The sequence below is a fragment of the Novilysobacter antarcticus genome, from assembly GCF_019802285.1.
Classification (GTDB): Bacteria; Pseudomonadota; Gammaproteobacteria; order Xanthomonadales; family Xanthomonadaceae; genus Novilysobacter; species Novilysobacter antarcticus.
The window spans coordinates 681,431-699,667 of record NZ_JAIEUJ010000001.1; the positions used below are offsets into that span (position 1 = coordinate 681,431).

12 protein-coding genes are annotated in these 18,237 nt (G+C 63.1%); 6 read left to right on the top strand and 6 right to left on the bottom strand.

Going from position 1 to position 18,237, the window contains the following annotated elements; all coding sequences use genetic code 11:
- Positions 1-56: 56 nt before the first annotated feature.
- The 5 genes from KZ491_RS03165 to KZ491_RS03185 all read right to left on the bottom strand — a co-directional run bounded on the left by KZ491_RS03165 (position 57) and on the right by KZ491_RS03185 (position 6,726).
- The gene (locus tag KZ491_RS03165) at positions 57-1,730 is read right to left on the bottom strand and encodes a long-chain fatty acid--CoA ligase (protein WP_222564388.1); all 1,674 of its coding nucleotides are present in this window, start codon (positions 1,728-1,730) and stop codon (positions 57-59) included.
- 123 nt (positions 1,731-1,853) lie between these two features.
- A complete protein-coding gene (locus KZ491_RS03170; protein ID WP_222564389.1) occupies positions 1,854-3,113 on the bottom strand; it encodes a dicarboxylate/amino acid:cation symporter in 1,260 nt (419 codons plus the stop codon).
- Positions 3,114-3,277: 164 nt separating this feature from the next.
- Positions 3,278-4,126 (bottom strand): MurR/RpiR family transcriptional regulator, encoded by an 849-nt coding sequence (locus KZ491_RS03175; protein ID WP_222564390.1) that lies wholly within the window; start codon positions 4,124-4,126, stop codon positions 3,278-3,280.
- A gap of 1 nt (position 4,127) precedes the next feature.
- On the bottom strand, positions 4,128-5,240 hold the full coding sequence (locus KZ491_RS03180; protein WP_043959489.1) for a dipeptide epimerase: 1,113 nt from the start codon (positions 5,238-5,240) through the stop codon (positions 4,128-4,130).
- Complete coding sequence (locus KZ491_RS03185) at positions 5,221-6,726, bottom strand: C40 family peptidase (RefSeq protein WP_222564391.1); 1,506 nt, start codon at positions 6,724-6,726, stop codon at positions 5,221-5,223. Before KZ491_RS03185 ends, KZ491_RS03180 begins: the two co-directional genes overlap by 20 nt.
- Before the next feature lie 253 nt (positions 6,727-6,979).
- Here KZ491_RS03185 and KZ491_RS03190 point away from each other — a divergent pair, with 253 nt between their 5' ends.
- The 4 genes from KZ491_RS03190 to KZ491_RS03205 all read left to right on the top strand — a co-directional run bounded on the left by KZ491_RS03190 (position 6,980) and on the right by KZ491_RS03205 (position 14,432).
- Positions 6,980-8,515 (top strand): transglutaminase-like domain-containing protein, encoded by a 1,536-nt coding sequence (locus tag KZ491_RS03190; RefSeq protein ID WP_343225519.1) that lies wholly within the window; start codon positions 6,980-6,982, stop codon positions 8,513-8,515.
- A gap of 49 nt (positions 8,516-8,564) precedes the next feature.
- Positions 8,565-11,546, top strand: a complete 2,982-nt coding sequence (locus KZ491_RS03195; protein WP_222564392.1) for a TonB-dependent receptor — start codon at positions 8,565-8,567, stop codon at positions 11,544-11,546.
- 122 nt (positions 11,547-11,668) lie between these two features.
- Complete coding sequence (locus KZ491_RS03200) at positions 11,669-13,249, top strand: serine hydrolase domain-containing protein (RefSeq protein ID WP_343225520.1); 1,581 nt, start codon at positions 11,669-11,671, stop codon at positions 13,247-13,249.
- Between the two features lie 145 nt (positions 13,250-13,394).
- Positions 13,395-14,432 (top strand): serine hydrolase domain-containing protein, encoded by a 1,038-nt coding sequence (locus KZ491_RS03205; RefSeq protein WP_222564724.1) that lies wholly within the window; start codon positions 13,395-13,397, stop codon positions 14,430-14,432.
- A 119-nt stretch (positions 14,433-14,551) separates the two neighbouring features.
- Here the strand turns inward: KZ491_RS03205 and acnA are convergent, their stop codons facing one another.
- Positions 14,552-17,308 (bottom strand): aconitate hydratase AcnA, encoded by a 2,757-nt coding sequence (acnA, locus tag KZ491_RS03210; protein ID WP_222564393.1) that lies wholly within the window; start codon positions 17,306-17,308, stop codon positions 14,552-14,554.
- 289 nt (positions 17,309-17,597) lie between these two features.
- On the opposite strand from acnA, the gene KZ491_RS03215 reads away from it, so the two are divergent.
- Positions 17,598-17,822 (top strand): AbrB/MazE/SpoVT family DNA-binding domain-containing protein, encoded by a 225-nt coding sequence (locus KZ491_RS03215; RefSeq protein ID WP_222564394.1) that lies wholly within the window; start codon positions 17,598-17,600, stop codon positions 17,820-17,822.
- Between the two features lie 5 nt (positions 17,823-17,827).
- Complete coding sequence (locus KZ491_RS03220; protein WP_222564395.1) at positions 17,828-18,226, top strand: type II toxin-antitoxin system VapC family toxin; 399 nt, start codon at positions 17,828-17,830, stop codon at positions 18,224-18,226.
- Positions 18,227-18,237 lie beyond the last annotated feature (11 nt).

An 18,237-nucleotide genomic window follows, 5' to 3' on the forward strand; every position in this document is an offset into this window, starting at 1 on the left:
GAAAAATCCCCTCGCACGGAGGGGATCGGATTCGACTCGAAGATCTGATCCGCGGTTCAGTTGGTCTGCTGGTCCCGAAGTTCACGGCGCAGGATCTTGCCCACGTTGGACTTGGGCAGCTCGCTGCGGAATTCGACAACCTTGGGCCGCTTGTAGCCGGTGAGGTTTTCTCGCGCGAACGCGATCACCTGTTCGGCGGTCAATGACGGGTCCTTTTTCACCACGACCACCTTGACCACTTCGCCGGAGCGCTCATCGTCCATGCCGATTGCTGCGACTTCCAGCACGCCGGGCATCATGGCGATGACGTCCTCGATCTCGTTGGGATAAACGTTGAAGCCCGAGACCAGGATCATGTCCTTCTTGCGGTCCACGACGTAGAAGAATCCCTTCTCGTCCATCCTGGCGATGTCGCCCGTGTGCAGCCACCCGTCGGCATCCATCACGTCGGCAGTTTCCTTCGGGCGCTGCCAGTATCCCTTCATTACCTGCGGGCCCTTCAAGCACAGTTCACCCACCTCACCGACGGGGAGCAAGTTGCCGTCATCGTCCTTGATGCAGGCATCCGTGGACGGGATGGGAAGTCCGATCGCGCCATTGTATTCGGCCAGGTCCATCGGGTTGATACAGGCGGCAGGCGCGGTTTCGGTCAGGCCGTACGCCTCGATCAGGGTGCAGCCGGTGATCTTCTTCCAGCGCTCGGCAACGGAACGTTGCACCGCCATGCCACCGCCAAGGGTCAGGTGCAGCTTGGAAAAATCGACCTCGTCGAAACCGGGTGTATTCAACAATCCATTGAACAGGGTGTTGACACCGGTAATTGCGGTGAAGGGGACCTTCTTGAGTTCCTTGACGAAGCCCGGCATGTCGCGCGGATTGGTGATCATGTGGTTCAGGCCCCCGAACTTCATGAACACCAGGCCGTTCGCCGTCAACGCGAAGATGTGGTAAAGCGGCAACGCTGTGATGATTATTTCCTGACCAAGCGCGACGTTGGTGCCGACCCAGGCGGAGGCCTGCTGCATGTTGGCGACCATGTTGCGGTGGGTCAGCATCGCGCCCTTTGCCACGCCGGTGGTGCCGCCGGTGTACTGCAGGAAGGCAATGTCCTCCGGCCCGACGTCGATTTCCGGCAGTGAGTGTTTGGCTCCGGCTTTCAGGGCCTCATTGAAACGGACCGCACCGTGAATACGGTACTCCGGCACCATTTTCTTGATGTACTTGAGCACAAAGTTCATCACCGTGCCCTTGACCCCGAGCATGTCGCCCAGACCGGTCGTGATGACGTGCTGCACCCTGGTATCCGGGAGCACTTCGGCGGCGGTGTCGCCAAAGTTGTCCAGCACCAGCAGCACCTTGGCCCCGGAATCGACCAGCTGGTGCCGCAGCTCGCGGGCCGTGTACATCGGGTTGGTGTTCACCACCGTGAGGCCTCCGCGTAGTACCCCAAACGTGGCGACTGGATACTGGAGGCAGTTGGGCATCATGATCGCTACGCGATCGCCCTTGCGCAGCTTCAGCACTCCCAGCAGGTAGGCCGCGAACTGGGCGCTGAGTGTGTCGATCTCAGCGTAGGTCAGTGCCTTGCCGAAGTTCGCAAACGCGGGTCGGTCACGGAAGCTGCCGATCGCAGCGTCCATGACCGCGACGATCGATGTGTACTCGTCCGGGTCGATCTGGGCCGGCACGCCGGCCGGGTACTGGTCGAGCCATGGACGTTCAACACTCATCGCGATCCCCTTGATAACTGTGGTGCGTGCGCGACCGTTGGTTCCGATCCGCGACGGCGCATTATTCCAAAGATTTGAGCATAGGCCCCGAAGAGTGGCAAGGAGACGGCCGGCCGTTTCCGCTCAGGGCTCGACGACGTCGGGAGGAACGGCATCGCCGCGCGCGGCCTTCGCGACGATGCTGGTAGCCGCGAGGTCAGCGGTGACGTTGCCGAGCGTCGCGAACACGTCCGGGATGGTATCCACTGCCAGCAACAGCCCCAGGGGCGCCACGGGAAGTCCCATCGCCTGCGCTACCGGCAGATTGGTGGCCATGTAGCTGACCTGGCCGGGCAGCCCGACGGAACCCAGGCTGATCACCACCGCCAGCGCGCAACCTGCGGCGAGCTGGGCAACGCCCAGATCGATCCCGTAGGCCCAGGCGATGAAGGCGGCCGCACTGAGGTACTGCACCGGGCTGGTGATCCGGAACAGCGTCACCGCCATTGGCAGGACCAGTCCGGAGATCTGCCGGGGGTAGCGCAAGCGGTCATTGGCGACCTCCAGCATTGCCGGCAGGGAAGCCAGTGACGACTGGGTGCTCGCTGCCACCACCTGGGCCGGTGCAATGGCTGCGGAAAAGCGCCTGATCGACTCGCCGCCCCACACGACAGCGACCAGAACCATGGCCCCGGCTACGGTCAGATAGAGGAAGCATTGAAGAGCGATGTAGATGCCCAGCGCGCTGAGCATGCTCAGTCCGGCCCTGGCGGTAACGGCCAGGATGAGCGCGAACACTCCGAGCGGTGCTGCCCAGAGCACCCAACGAACGATCATGATCATCGCGTCGGCCAGGGCCTGGAAAAACTCGACCATCAGCGCGCGTCGAGGCCCTTCGATCCGGGTCAGGGCGAATCCGAAGAACAGCGCAAACACGACCAGTGGCAGCATGGCGCCGTTGGCAGCCGCCTCCACTGCGTTACTGGGAACGATGCCGGTGACCCATTGCGACCAACCAGCCGGAGCGGGCAGGGCAGCGGTCTCGCTCGCGCCACCACCCAGCGCAACGGCAAGGCTCGGGTCATGCGGCAGCATCGACAGCAAGGCAGGTGCGGCGATCGCGGTGAATACCGCCGCCAAGGCCAGCAGGGCGATGAATACCAGGATGGCGTTGCGCGCGATCCGCCCCGAGGCAGCCGCATCGGCCGCGGTACTGACGCCGACCACGACCAATGCCAGTACCAGCGGCACAACGGTCATCTGCAGCGCGTTCAACCACAACCGACCGAACGGGTGGACAACATCGGCAACGCGGGTCGCGACTTCCGGGTCGAACCAGGCCAGACCCAGGCCGGTCACCGCCCCGAAGCCGAGCGCCAGCAGCACGCGCGAGGTGCCCGTCATGGATGCGCACCCTGCTCGAACGGGATCGCTGCGGCAGTTGCGGGCGCGCCGGGATGCGGGTCAAAAACGGCAGGTCGTTGCATGTACGGTCTCGTGACAGGCATTGGCGGCCGCGCAGCGCGGCCGGAGTGGATCGGGGAAACGAGCGGGTGTCGCCGTTGCACTCAAGGTTCAAGCATCGGTTGCAGGCGCTCGAGGTTCTCACGCAACTGCTGGTCGCGTCCGCCCTCGCAAAGACGGACGAATACGCGGTCCATCAGGTGCTGTGCGGCAGCCTGGTAAAGCAAGGGCTGGATATGCACCTGCTCATCGTGGGCGGATACCAGCAGGGCGATGTCGGCGTACGCGCGCAACGGGTTGGACGTGTGACGGGTGATGGACACGACGGTACCACCACGTTCGCGGAAGCAGCGAGCGATGTAGCACAGCGGTGGCGGTTTGCCGTGTTCGGAGAACACCATCAGCACGTCGCCCGCGCAGGCCGCACTGACGCTGGCCGCCATGTGCGCCGGATCGAAGTTGTGAACCGTCAGGATGCCAAGCAACGACAGCCGCAGGGCGAGCGCGCGGGCGCGAATGTCGTCATCGCCCAGACCGATCAGGAATACCTTGCCGCCCGCGCTGGCGATCGTGATTGCGGCCGCGACCGCAGCGACGGTGCCCGGCGGATTGATCGACCGCGTTTCCTCCTCGGCCGCGGATTTTCGTCGCCACAACTCCGCAGCCATGGCGTCGGCAGGGTGCTCCGGCGCACTGGTTGCGGGCGGCTCGTCGCCGTTGTCGGCGCGGGCAATATCCTCGCCAACGGAGTACTTGAGGTCCGGATAGCCCTTGAAGCCGAGCTTCTGGCAGAACTTCACCACGCTGGACTGGCTGACGCCAAGCGCGTTGGCGAGCTGCTGCGACGAGTAGTCGCGCAGCAGGTTGGCGTTGTCGAGCACGAAGTCGGCGATGCGGCGCTCGATCGCCGACATCTGGTCACGCCGCGAGCGGATGGTCAGCAGCGCCGACATCTCAGGCGGCGGCGTTGCAGTTGCTGATCGGCTCCAGTCCGCGGATCTCGCGGATACCGAGCCCCGGCGCATCGGTGATCGAGATCTCCGACTCGTTGAAGATCACGCCGCCTTCCACCGGGTTGTAGGCGCACAGCGACGGACCGTCGAGGTCGACCTTGGTGATGACATCGGACTTGGCCACCGCCAGATGCACCGCCGCAGCAACGCTGATGCTGCTCTCCAGCATGCAGCCGATCATGCACTCCACCTGGTGCATCGCGGCGATGTCGGCAATACGCACGGCGTTGGAAATTCCGCCGGTTTTCATCAGCTTGATGTTGATGATGTCGGCCGCACGCATGTGGATGAGTTTGATCACTTCCATCGGGCCGAACACGCTTTCGTCGGCCATGATCGGCGTATGCACGCGCTCGGTCACGTAGCGCATGCCTTCCAGGTCGCGCGCGCGGACCGGTTGCTCCACCAGCTCCAGCCGGACGCCCGCATCCTCCAGTCCGCGGATGGCGTACACCGCCTCCTTGGCACTCCAGCCCTGGTTGGCGTCCAGCCGCAGCAAGGCGCGGTTCTCCACCGCCGCGTAGATGGCCTTGACCCGTTCGATGTCGACTCCGATGTCCTTGCCGACCTTGATCTTCAGCGAATCGAAACCCCGATCGACCGCGCTGATCGAGTCGGCGACCATCTTGTCGATCGTGTCCACGCTGATGGTGATGTCGGTAGTGACCAGCGGATCTCCGCCGCCAAGCATCTTGTACAGCGGCGCACCGTAGAGCTGGCCGAAGAGGTCGTAGATGGCGATCTCAACAGCAGCCTTCGCGCTGGAATTCTTCTCCATCGCGGTCTGGATCAAACGGGTGATGCGGTTGAGGTCGGCGATCTCCTCGCCGATCAGCCGTGGCGAGATGTAGTGACGGATCGCGTCGACGATCGAGCCGTGCGTGTCGCCGGTAATGACCGCGGTGGCGGGCGCCTCGCCGTAACCGATGTTGCCGCTGTCGGTGTGGACCATCACAACGATGTCCTCGACCTGTTGGACCGTCCGCAGCGCGGTCTTGAACGGGGTTTTCAGCGGCACGCGGAGCATGCCGAATTCAATGCGGGTGATCTTCATTTGTCGCAGGTCCGGTTGCTGTGTGCGTCGTTGGGTCAGTGGGCGGCAGGCGCAGCGCGCCGTGCGGGCGCACGATGCTGGTCATGCGATCGATGTAGCTCTCATCCTCGCTGAACATCATCGGTTCCAGTGGTGTCACCACCACACCGTTCAGTGCCATCGAGACCAGCTCGCCGTCGGCGCCCCTGTAGCGGCCGCCATGGGTGTCGTGGATCAGGTAGGTCATGCCGCCGTGATGGCCGATCACCATCATCACGTGACCGGGGATGTAGACAAGGTCACCGACCTGCAATTGGGCAACGGCCGCGTGGCGCTTGGCGGAATCGTCATTGCGCTCGAAGCTGATGTGCTGCAGCGCCGGGCTGACCGCCTGCGCGCTGGTGTTGCGGGGAAGCTCGACGCCCATGCTGCGGTAGATCTCCGAGACAAACCCGCTGCAATCGCGTGTGCCGTAGGCATGTCCCCAGCCATAGCGCTCGCCCAGGAACTTGAAGCCCTGGTCCACCAGGTTCGCCGGTGTCAACGGCAGATAATCCGCGGCGCTGTCGGCGCGGCGCGGCAGCAACGCCGGTGACATGGCGAGGCTGCCATCTTCGTTGCGCACCGGCATGTCCAGCACGTATGAAGCGTAGGGGTGATGGCCGTTCACCGGCTTGTTGGCGGGAACGTCGGCCAGCGGCAGGCGGATACCCATGTCGAGCTGCAGCTGGGACACGCGCGGCTCCTCGCGGGTAAACACGGTGTGTTCAGTGCCGCCGGTAATGATCCGGTAGGGCGAAGCGGTGCGGTAACCGAGCACCTGTGCGCGGCTGCCCTCGGCGACATGACGCTTGTCGACCCACGCCGCATAGCGCGGACTGACCACGAACAGCCACTCGCCGTCGGCACTCTCATGCGCGATCACTACCGGCGTGCCCGGGAAAAGGGCACTCTCCTGGAGCCGGTCGATGTCGGTATCACCGCGCGTGCTGAAGATGCGCATCGTGGTGGGCAGGCTGCGCATGTCCGTTCGGTGGACGACCAGCCCGTAGCGTGTGGCCTGCATGGCGGGGATGCTTTCGGCAGCAGTGTTGGCGAACATCGCATCGATTGCGTCTGGAGCGACTTCATTGCCGTCCACGTCCCAGCGCGGCGTGGTGGGGCGGGACGCGGCACCGTCGAGCCACTCACCGACCCGCTTGGCGTCGAGTCGGCTTGGCATCTTGCCTAGGTCATGCATCGACCGGTCCAGCTCAAACAAGCGCCGGTTCTGCGCTCCGATAGCCGAGGTATCGAGCAGAACCCGGTCGGGCGCGGACATCGCTGAAGTCCAATAGCCCGGCGTGAGCATCGCCTCGTCGGTGATGCCGACCACCCCGTGCGCAGGCACGTGAGCGGCGGCGGTAGCCGGCGCCGGTCCAACCGCGGACGAGGGCGGCCTGGCGTGCAGCGGCTGGCACAGTCCGCCGGCCAGCAGGAGGCTCGCGGCAAGTAAGGTGATGCGCATTGTTGCCCTCGGGTTTTCAGTGCCGGCGCAGGTCCCCTTGCGACGGCGTTGCTCGCGGAATACGTGATTCTTATATCACGCAATCGCAGAATATATTATTGCTTCCACTTCCGCTCCGTGCTACACATCGCGTTGGATCACCGGCTTGGGGCAGGCAGTGGTGGATGGGGTCGCAATAACAGTAGCGAGTGACGGTGCATGCGGTTTCCGCCCACCGGGGCACAGCTTTCATGGCTCGCGCACCGGAGTTGCGGTGAACGCCCGCTGCCGGCTCATCGTGTTTGCGATCGCCCTGGTCATGGGCACGGGCGCCACCGCCCACCAGGATTCGGCGGTTGTCGGGGAACGGGACCGGTCTTCCGTTGCGCAGGTAAACCATGGTTCAAGTGTCGACGTGGGCGCGATCGTGGCAAAGGTCGATGCCGGCGAATTCCTACAGGCGGAATCTGCAATCGCTGCAGCATTGAACGCACAGGCACATGACGACTCTGCGCGCGAGGCGGTCCTGTTTGAACAAGAGCGGATGCGCCGCATCCTGATGGACTTCAGTCTTGATGAAGCAGCCGTCCGGGAGCAGTTGCGACGTCAGATCCCTGACCTGCGCGAGGCGGAATTCAAGCAGTGGCTCGATGCCGGCTTGATTGAGCATCGGGTCATCGACGGACGCACGCTCTATTTCCAGCGCGCTGTACCCAACCTGTTCCGGCTCAGCCCGCAAGCCGCTGGGCGGCGTGCGGCTCCGACGCCCTTCCGTGACGGCCCGATGGAAGCGTTCAACGCGCACCACATCGCGATCGCCGAGACCGCGATGGCAAGTGGGGAAAGCAGCGTGCTGCCGCAGCGCATTCGGGTCACCCAGTCGCTCACGGTCAATGCCGACGCGGTTCCGGCAGGCGAAGCAGTGCAGGCGTGGATTCCGTTCCCGAGGGAAATCCCCGGCCAACAGGAGGACATCCGCCTTTTGCAGAGCGAGCCCGTAAAAGCCGAGATGGCCCCGGTGTCGGTCGCCCAGCGGACGATCCATATGCAAAAACCTGCGAAGGCCGGTGAGCCGACCAGTTTCAGTATCCAGTACGAAATGACCGTCTACGGCCGCTATCACGACATTGACGGTGATCGTGTTCAACCCACCCCGAGCGACCCCGCACTCGCCGAAAGTCTGAGCGAGCGTCCGCCGCACATCGTATTCACCCCGGCCTTGCGCGCATTTTCCCGGGACGTGGTTGGTGATGAAACCAATGCGTATCGGATCACCCAGAAGCTCTTTGCCGCCGTCGACCGCATTCCCTGGGCAGGCGCCCGCGAGTATTCGACGATCTCCAATATCAGCGAACACGCCCTGCGTACGGGCTTCGCCGATTGCGGACAGCAGACCCTGCTGCTGATCACGTTGCTACGGCTCAATGGCATTCCGGCGCGTTGGCAATCGGGAATGGTCTACTCGGACTCACAGGTGGCCGGCGCCGATCGCGCCGATTACTGGAACCTCCACGATTGGGGTCAGGTGTATCTGGCACCGTATGGCTGGGTGCCGATGGACGTCACAACCGGCAGGTTGCCGGGTGCTGTGGACGGGCAGGGCAGGAGCCTTGAGTGGTTCTATCTGGGGGGGCTGGATGCCTACCGGATTGCTTTCAATGACGACTTCGGTACTCCATTCGAGCCGGCGAAGCGGTATTTCCGGTCCGAGACGGTGGACTCGCAGCGGGGCGAGGTCGAATGGAGCGGTGGGAATCTGTACTTCGATCAATGGACCTATGACTTCAATACGGAGGTCCTGCTGCCTTAGGGGGTGACTGCAGGACCTGAGATTTCACAAACCTTTCGGGAGAGGGGACATGCGACACACACGATTGCGCAAGAGCGTACTGAGCCTGGCCATGGGCGCCTGTCTGGCAACCATGGTTCCTGGCGTTGGCTTCGCGCAGAGCGTCACCGGAGCGGTGGCGGGGCGGGCCGAGGCAGGCACGCAGGTCACGATCACCAACACTTCCACCGGTGTATCGAGAACCGCCACGGCAAGCAGGGACGGAAGCTACCGCATAGCCCAGTTGGCGCCGGGCGATTACATCCTGACTTCCGGCTCGGGAGCCCCGGTGTCTTTCACCGTCTCGCTGGGCGGCACGACGACCGTCAACCTGACCAATGATGGCGCAGTGAACCTGGCGACCATCCAGGTGGTGGGCTCCCGCGTAGTCAACCGGGTCGACGTGCACTCCACCGAGTCCTCTACCAACATCACACGCACAGAGCTCGCGAAGTTGCCGGTCGACCAGAGTCTGGGTTCGGTCGCCCTGTTGGCTCCGGGAGTGGTGAATTCAGGCGCCAGTTTCGGCGGGCTTTCTTTCGGTGGATCGTCGGTTGCGGAGAACGTCGCTTACATCAATGGACTGAACGTTACCGACCCCTATCGACGCCAGGGCTTCTCGTCCGTCCCGTTTGCGTTCTATGAGGAGTTCCAGATCAAGACCGGCGGCTACTCGGCGGAGTTCGGTCGCAGCACCGGCGGCGTCATCAACGCCGTTACGCGCTCGGGCGGAAACGAGTTCCACGCCGGTGCCGAGGTCACCATGGAACCCGCAGCGTGGACATCCTCAAGAAAGGACCGCTTCCACAGGGACGGCACGATCGTTGAGCAGGATCGCATGAGCCGTGACGACGGGTCGTTTACCAAGGCGAACGTGTGGGCGTCCGGCGCGATCGTGCAGGATAAATTGTTCTTCTTCGGCATGTATGAAAAGCGGGACAGCAATCCGCGCGATATCGACACGACCGAGGCGTGGTACACGAAGAGCGACAACGACTTCTGGGGTGCCAAGGTCGACTGGCATATCAACGAGAACCACTTGCTGGAGGCGCTGGCGTTCTCCGACAAATCGGATTCGACGACTAGCAACTACGACTACACCTGGGATACCGCGCAGCGCGGTGACAAAGTGGGTGAGAGCTACGGCGGATCCGGCGGCGACAACTGGTCGCTGACCTATACGGGCCACTTCACCGATAATTTCGTGGCCAAGGCGATGTATGGCGTAAACGAGCGCAGCGCCACGGCCGGCAGTCCGTGGGACGCGGGTTGCAGTATTGTGACCCGGACTGGCGGTTACACCGAGGTGTTCGGACCAGCGACGGTGCGGGAAGGCTGCCATCCGAGCAACAGCAGCATCAGCAGCCGTTTCGACAAGCGAGAGGCCGCACGCCTCGACTTCGAATGGGTGCTTGGTGATCACCTGGTCCGCTTCGGCGCCGATCAGGAAATCATGGATTCCAATAGTGCGCGGGTCTATCCCGGCGACGGCGTAAGCTACCAGGCCCAAGCAGCAACTCCGGGTGGAGTGCTTCCCAACGGCGCCGTCATTCCCGCTGGCGTTACCAGCATTGTCGACGCGCGCCGTTACATCACCGGTGCTCCGGTTTCGACCGAGGCGCAGGCGATCTATGTGGAAGATAATTGGAATGTGACGCCCGACCTGTTGTTGAACCTTGGCATCCGAGCTGACAAGTTCCACAACAAGCTGGCATCAGGCACGAGTTTCGCCAAAGCCGATTTCTCCGACATGATCTCTCCGCGCTTCGGCTTCAGCTGGGACGTCAGGGGTGATGGAGCCACCAAGGTGTTCGGCAATGCCGGGCGCTACTACACCCCGCTCACCAACAAGCTGACCGACTATTTCGGCGGTGGAACTACAGACGAGCACACCTACTACGTGATGGACGGCTTCGTCGAGCAGATTGATCCCGTCAACGGCAAGCCGTACCTGTTCCCCAACATCGGTGCACAACTGGGTCCAGTGAATACCGAAGGCAATGCGCCGGCACCAAGCAACGTCGACACCGCGGTTGCGCGTGATCTCAAGCAGGTCTACCAGGACGAATTCATCCTGGGCTTCCAGCAGGCACTGAGCAACGCCTGGTCGTATGGCGTCAACGCGACCTACCGCGAAATGACCCGCACGGTTGAGGACGTCCGCATCAACCACGTGGACGGGTGCCCCTGGTACTCCGGCGATTGGCCCATCATCAACCCGGGAGAAAGCACGACGCTTTGGTGCCCGACAACCTCTGACTGGGTGACTTTTGACAACTCCCAGGATGGGTACGAAGCACTGGGAAGCGGCGCCGTCATGGGCTACAAGAAACCCAAGCGTACTTACAAGGCCGTCGAATTCCAGTTGGACCGCGCATGGGACGACAAGTGGGCATTCAATGCCAGCTACCTGTGGTCCAAATCCGAGGGCAACATGGAGGGCCCGGTCAACTCGGACACCGGCTATAACGACACCAACCTCGTGCAGCACTACGATCATCCGGCCGTCAACGAGCGGTACGGCGTGTTGTTCAACGACTCCCGTCACCAGATCAAGCTGCGCGGGAGCTACAAGCTCAACGAGATATGGGGATTCGGTGCCACCCTCTCCGCTCGATCCGGCGGCCCGATCACGGCATTTGGCGTGCGTTGGCCCAATGACAACCGCAGCGCAGGCGGTCCCGGCGAGTACAGCGGTGGCGGATCGGGGTGGTTGTGCAACTCCGGCTGCGGCGATTACACAACGCGTGACCTGACGTACTCACCGCGTGGCGCTTTCGGTCGCATGCCTTGGGTAAAGGACGTAGGCGTCAGCGTGACTTGGACCCTGCCAGTCGAAGACATCGACCTCAAGGCTCGCTTGTCCATCTACAACCTGTTCAACAGCCAGACCGAGGTCAACGTGCATTCCCGTTACGAAAGCACCCCCGGCAACAAGATGCCTTACTTCGGGGAAGGGACCAATTGGCAGTCGCCGCGTTATGCACAGCTGGTCGTCACCTACGCGTTCTGAGGCGAGGACAGCTGCATAGATAAAGGTGATGGCGCCCCGGCTCCTGGCGGGGCGCCAAACACTGGATCAGGAGATGCGTGGTGGCACGTAATTATGTTTTTCCGGCGGCCGCATTAGCGGCCGTGCTTTTTCTGGCGCCGGTGAATGCGCAGGCATCGCCACAGACCACGTTTCCCTCCGCAGCAATCACCGCCGCGGTTGACGATGCGGTCGCGCGCTACGACCTGCCGGGGATCGCCGTGGGCGTGGTCGTGGACGGCGAGGTTCGACAGTGGGAAGTACGCGGGGAGACCGTTGCTGGAAGTGGCGAGCGGGTGGGCCGCGATACGCTTTTCAAGGTGGCGTCCAATACCAAGGCCATGACCGCGGCGTTGCTCGCGCGCCAAGTCGATGCGGGCCTTCTGGCATGGGACGACCCGGTGGTGAAGCACCTGCCCGGATTCCGCATGTACGAGGATTGGGTGACCCGCGAGATGCAGGTGCGGGACCTGCTGATCCACAACAGCGGCATGGGGCCGGGCGCTGGCGATCTGATGCTGTGGCCGGAACCGAACCGGTTCACGCGCGACGACGTGATTGCCGGTCTGGCGTACCTCAAACCGCGCTGGAGCTTCCGCTCCCGTTACGCCTACGACAACACGCTATACATCGTCGCCGGCGAAGTGGCCGCGGCTGTGGGGGGTGCTCCTTATGACGTCTTGCTGCAGCGCGAAGTGTTCGAGCCATTGGGTATGGACGCCTGCCGGATCGGCGAATGGCGGGTAGCGGATGCGGGCAGCGTGGCCTCACCTCACGTCAAGCGTCAGGGGAACTGGGTCGCCAGGCAGGACGGTGAAGTCGTGACCGACATGCCGATGGCGGCTGCCGGCGGGGTGCGCTGCAGTCTGGACAGCATGTTGCGGTGGACCAAAGCGTGGCTGGCGGAAGAGGTCAATTCCCCAACGTATGCGTGGCTTTCAGCGCAGCAGCGCGCGGCAATGTGGACGCCGCACACGCCGATGCCACTGCCATCCCGTATGCGCAAGTGGAATGGCAGCCACTTCTATGCGTATGGCTACGGGTGGCGCCTGAGCGATGTGGACGGCACCGCCAAAGTAGCCCACACCGGCACGCTTTCGGGCATGTATTCCGCAGTGACCCTGCTGCCGGAGCTGGATACGGGATTTGTAATCCTGATCAATGGTGAAGCTGGCGAAGCGCGCACGGTACTGGAGCAGGTCCTGACCAAGCAATTCACTGGACCCGGCGAGAAGCGCACGGTCGCTCACTATGCCGAGGATCTTGCGCGCGAGAACGCGGAGCGGGCATCCACCGTTGCAGAGGACGCGGCGGATGTAACGACGGCGGATGCGCGGGCGTCGGCGCGGCGCTCGGCGGCGTCGCCGGATCAACTTGTTTCGTGGCTTGGCAAGTATCGCGACCCCTGGTTTGGCGACGTGTCCATCTGCACGTCCGATGCCGGCGTGCGTTTCGAGTCGGCCAATTCACCGCGCCTGTCAGGGCCGGTACTTGATGGAGGAGGTCGTTGGCTGGTCGATTTCGACACCCTTGAGTCGGATGCTGATGCCTGGCTGGATTTTGCCAATGAATCCGCTGACGGCAGAACGCAACTCACGATGGCAAAGGTCGACCCGCACGCGGACTTCAGCTACGACTACGAAGACCTCAGCTTTCAACGAATTGGCGAGTGCGCACGCCGATGATGCCCCTACGCTCATTTCCCACTTGGGTAGACCCGACGGGATCAACCCGGAGACTCAAATGCTGCGAATTCATTTCGTCAGGAAGTTTCTGCCGGCCCCGTTATTCGGGCGGCTCCTTATCATCTCGGTGCTTGGAGGCTGCGCGATGACGTCGCTTGCCAGCGAACCTCTACCCGCGGGTTCAGCCCCCGCAGAGTACGCGGAAGTGGTAACGAAGATCGACCAGCTGATGGCGCGCTATGCCGGCAGCGGCCCGGGAGCGTCGCTGTTGATCGCGCGCGCGGGCGAGCCGGCGATCCGTCGGTCCTATGGCATGGCTGACGTCGAGAAAGCGGTGCCGGTCACCCCGGCCACAAATTTCCGGCTCGCGTCAGTGAGTAAGCAGTTCACCGCGGCGGCAATCCTTCTCCTGGTCGAGGACGGGCGTCTGGCGCTGGAGGACCCGGTGCGCAAATGGTTGCCGGAGTTGCCCGCTGGAAATTCGGGCACCACTATTCGCCACCTGCTGACCCACGGCTCGGGTTTGATCGACTACGAGGACGAACTGCCCGCAGACCTGGATCGCCAGGTGCACGATGCCGACGTGCTGGAGATCCTGGCCAAGCAGGACAGCACGTACTTCCCGCCTGGCGGAGATTTCCAGTACAGCAACAGCGGCTATGCGCTGCTGGCACTGATTGTGGAGCGGGTATCCGGGCAGCAGTACCCGGCGTTCCTGCAACATCGCATCTTCGAGCCGCTGGAAATGACCGGGTCGCTGGCCTTCGTCCAGGGCGGTCCGCAGATCAAAGATCGCGCGTATGGCTACAGCCTGGAGGCGGGCGCATGGGTGAGAACCGACCAGAGCTCCACCAGCGCCGTCCTGGGTGATGGCGGCATCTATTCCTCAATCGACGATCTGGCGAAGTGGAACGCCGCGCTCGATGACGACCGGCTCCTGTCGGATCAGTCCCGGGAACTGGCATTTACCCCGGCCACTTCGACGCACGATCCGTCGGTGGATTACGGACTTGGCTGGTATGTGGGCGGCGACCGGGTCTGGCACTCGGGTGAGACGATCGGCTTCCGCAACGTGATCTTGCGTTATCCGCAGCATGGCTTGGCGATCGTGATCCTGAGCAACCGCAATGATCCCGAACCCATGGAAACCGCGCTGGCGATTGCCGCCCTGTTTCTGCGGTAACGCGCAAGCAATGGCTGGTCGCTGTGAATTTGCAGCCATGCAGACATGAAAAAAGCGGCTTGAGCCGCTTTTTTCATCGCCCGGCCCGGCTTATGAAAGCCGGGCCTGGGCCGGGACCGTCAGGCCGCCTTCTTGGCCAGGTCGCGCAGCACGTAGTGCAGGATACCGCCGTTGCGGTAGTACTCGACTTCCTTGGGCGTGAGCAGCAATACATCGACCTCAAAGCGGGTCTCCGTGCCGTCCGCCTTGGTAGCGACGACGGTAGCGGTCCTGGAAGCACCGTCCTTAAGGCCGGTCACGCTGATCATCTCCGAGCCGTCCAGACCATGTGCCGCGGCACTTTCACCCGCCTTGAACTGCAGCGGAAGCACGCCCATGCCGACCAGGTTGGAACGGTGGATGCGCTCGAAGCTCTCGGCGATCACCGCCTTGACGCCCAGCAGGATGGTGCCCTTGGCCGCCCAGTCACGCGAGGAGCCAGTGCCGTACTCCTTGCCGGCAAACACCACCAGCGGCACGCCTTCGGCCTTGTACTTCATCGCGGCGTCGTAGATGTCCATCTGCTCGCCGTGGCCATTGCTGTCGAAGTGCTTGGTGAAGCCGCCTTCCACGTTGTCCAGCATCTGGTTGCGGATACGGATGTTGGCGAAGGTGCCCCGGACCATCACATCGTCATTGCCGCGGCGTGAGCCGTAGCTGTTGAAGTCCGCCGGCTGCACGCCACGGGACTCCAGGAACCGGCCCGCGGGCGAATCGGCCTTGATCGCACCGGCCGGCGAGATGTGGTCGGTGGTGATCGAGTCGCCGAACAGCCCCAGCACGCGTGCGCCCTGTAGGTCGTTGATGGCGCCGACATCCATCGTCATGCCGTCGAAGTAGGGCGGGTTCTTGATGTAGGTCGAAGCCTCGTCCCAGGCGAAGGATTCGCCATCCGGCGAGGCAATCCCGTTCCAGCGCGCGTCGCCCTTGAACACGTCGGCGTAGTTCTGCGCGAACAGTTCCGGGCCGACGGTGGCGGCGATCGTGTCGCTGATTTCCTTGTTGGTTGGCCAGATGTCACGCAGATAGACATCGTTGCCGTCCTGGTCCTTGCCGAGAGAATCGTTGGCCAGATCGATATCGATCGTGCCCGCGATGGCGTACGCGACCACGAGCGGCGGCGAGGCAAGGTAGTTCATCTTCACTTCGGCGTGGATGCGGCCTTCGAAGTTGCGGTTCCCCGACAGCACAGCGGCGACGGCCAGATCGTTCTCCGCGATGCCGCGCGAGACTTCGTCAGCCAATGGTCCGGAGTTGCCGATGCAGGTCGTGCAACCGTAGCCGACGATGTAGAAGTTGAGCTTCTCGAGGTCCGCCAGCAGCCCGGCCTTTTCGAGGTAGTCGGTCACCACGCGCGAGCCCGGGCCGATGGAGGTCTTCACCCATGGTGCGGACTTCAGGCCCTTTGCGGCGGCCTTGCGGGCCACCAGGCCGGCACCGATCATCACCGCCGGGTTGGAGGTGTTGGTGCACGAGGTGATCGCCGCAATCACCAGCGAGCCATCGGTCAGCTCATGCTGTTCGTCGTGCAGGCTGATGGTAGAGATCGGCTTGGCGGCCAGTCGTTCGGCCTGCGGCTGCGCGCCTCCTTCTTCTTTCATTTCGATGACCGCGCAACCCACGCCGCGGTTACTGGTGAAGCCCTTGACGTGGGTGCGGAAGTTTTCCTGCATGTCGCTCAGCAACACCCGGTCCTGCGGCCGCTTCGGGCCCGCGAGCGAGGGCTGAACCTGACTCATGTCCAGTGTCAGCGTCGCCGAATAGGTCGCGTCGGGCTGGCCAGGCTCATGCCACATGCCCTGCGCCTTTGCGTACGCCTCGACCAGCGCGATCTGCTCTTCGCTGCGACCCGACAGACGCAGGTACTTAACCGCTTCAGCGTCCACAGGGAAGATGCCGCAGGTGGCGCCGTACTCGGGCGACATGTTGCCGATGGTGGCGCGATCGGCCAGCGGAAGGTGCTGCAGTCCCTCGCCGAAGAACTCGACGAACTTGCCGACCACGCCGTACTTGCGCAGCATCTCGGTGACCGTGAGCACCAGATCGGTGGCGGTCGCACCCTCGGGCAACTGACCGGTCAGCTTCATGCCGACCACCTGCGGAATGAGCATCGATGAGGGCTGGCCCAGCATCGCGGCCTCCGCCTCGATACCGCCTACGCCCCAGCCCAGCACGCCGATGCCATTGATCATCGTGGTGTGGCTGTCGGTGCCGAACACGGTGTCCGGATAGGCGAACAGCTTGCCGTCGATCTCGCGCTCCATCACCACACGGGCAAGCTTTTCCAGATTGACCTGGTGGACGATGCCGGTGTTGGGCGGCACGACCTTGAAGTTCTCCAGCGCTTTCTGGCCCCAGCGCAGGAAGCCGTAGCGCTCCTTGTTGCGCTCGAACTCGATCCTCCCGTTGATGTCCAGGGCATCCGAGCGACCGTAGACATCCACCTGGACCGAATGGTCGATCACCAGCTCGGAGGGGATCTGCGGATTGATCTGGTTCGGCCGGCCGCCCAGTCGGGTGACCGCGTCGCGCATCGCCGCGAAGTCGACCACGCAGGGCACTCCGGTGAAGTCCTGCAGCACCACACGGGCCGGCATGAAGGCGATCTCACGCGCGGATTCTGCCTTCGGGTCCCAATTCGCAACCGCTTCGATATGTTCCGTGCCGACCGTCATGCCGCCATCTTCATGGCGCAGCAGATTCTCCAGCAGGACCTTCATCGAATAGGGAAGGCGGGCGATGTCAAACCTTTCGCCCAGCTTGCGAAGGCTGAAGTAGTTGTACTGCTTGCCGTTGGCCTCGAGGCGGTCAAGCGTTGAGAACGAGTCGGTCGTCATGTGGGGAGCTCCTTGTTGCGGATGGCGTGCGTGACAGGGCTTGACCAGCCGTGCCGGCTTGCGATGCGCGCGGCAGGTACCACGCGATCACGGTCAGTCGCAGCCAAGGGCCTGGCGCGTCGATCCGTGAAGACCGCCAGCATACAAGGGGATGTGTGGTTTTTGCGTCATCGCACCGGCGAGTCCAGTGGTGGAATCCTTTCCGGCGCTGAGCGGGAACCGTGTAGGTGAAAATCGGTATGCATGGCAAAGTATGTATAATCCCTACATACCCGAAGTAGGGAACGCCATGGAAGCCACTGTTGCAGAACGCGGTCAGATCACCTTGCCCAAGGCCGTCCGCGATGCGCTCGGGCTCACCAAGGGCACCTTGCTCAAGGTGGAGCTGGATGGCAGCCGCATCATCCTGAGAAAAAGCGTCGATGACGCGATCTCCCGGGTTCGCGGCAAGTTCGAGCTTGACGACGTCGAACCCGCCACGAAGCTCCACGCCGCATCCCGTAGCGGTGAGTAGGCGCGATGATCGCAGTCGATGCCCCGGTCCTGATCGAGCTGCTCAGCAACGGCCCCCAGGCCGACGCGGTCGAGTCCTGCCTGCGCCAGGCGCTTGTGGGCGGTCGGGTCGTGATCTGCAGCGTCACCCTGGCGGAGCTTTGCGCGTCGCTGCGTGGCGGCTCGCAGGCCCAGGAAGCACTGGAGGAGATGGGCATCCACTTCAATCCCATGGAGGCCAAGTCGGCCCTGCGAGCCGGCGAGATGCAGCGGCGCCATCGCCAGCGCACGGGTGAGTCCCGGCGAATGGACGACTTCATGGTCGGTGCCCACGCCTTGTTGCAGTGCGACGCCCTGATCACCTGGGACGACGCGCTTTACCGCGATTACTTCAAGGGCCTGAAGCTGATCGTGCCCCACGCTTGATCCCGAATCCG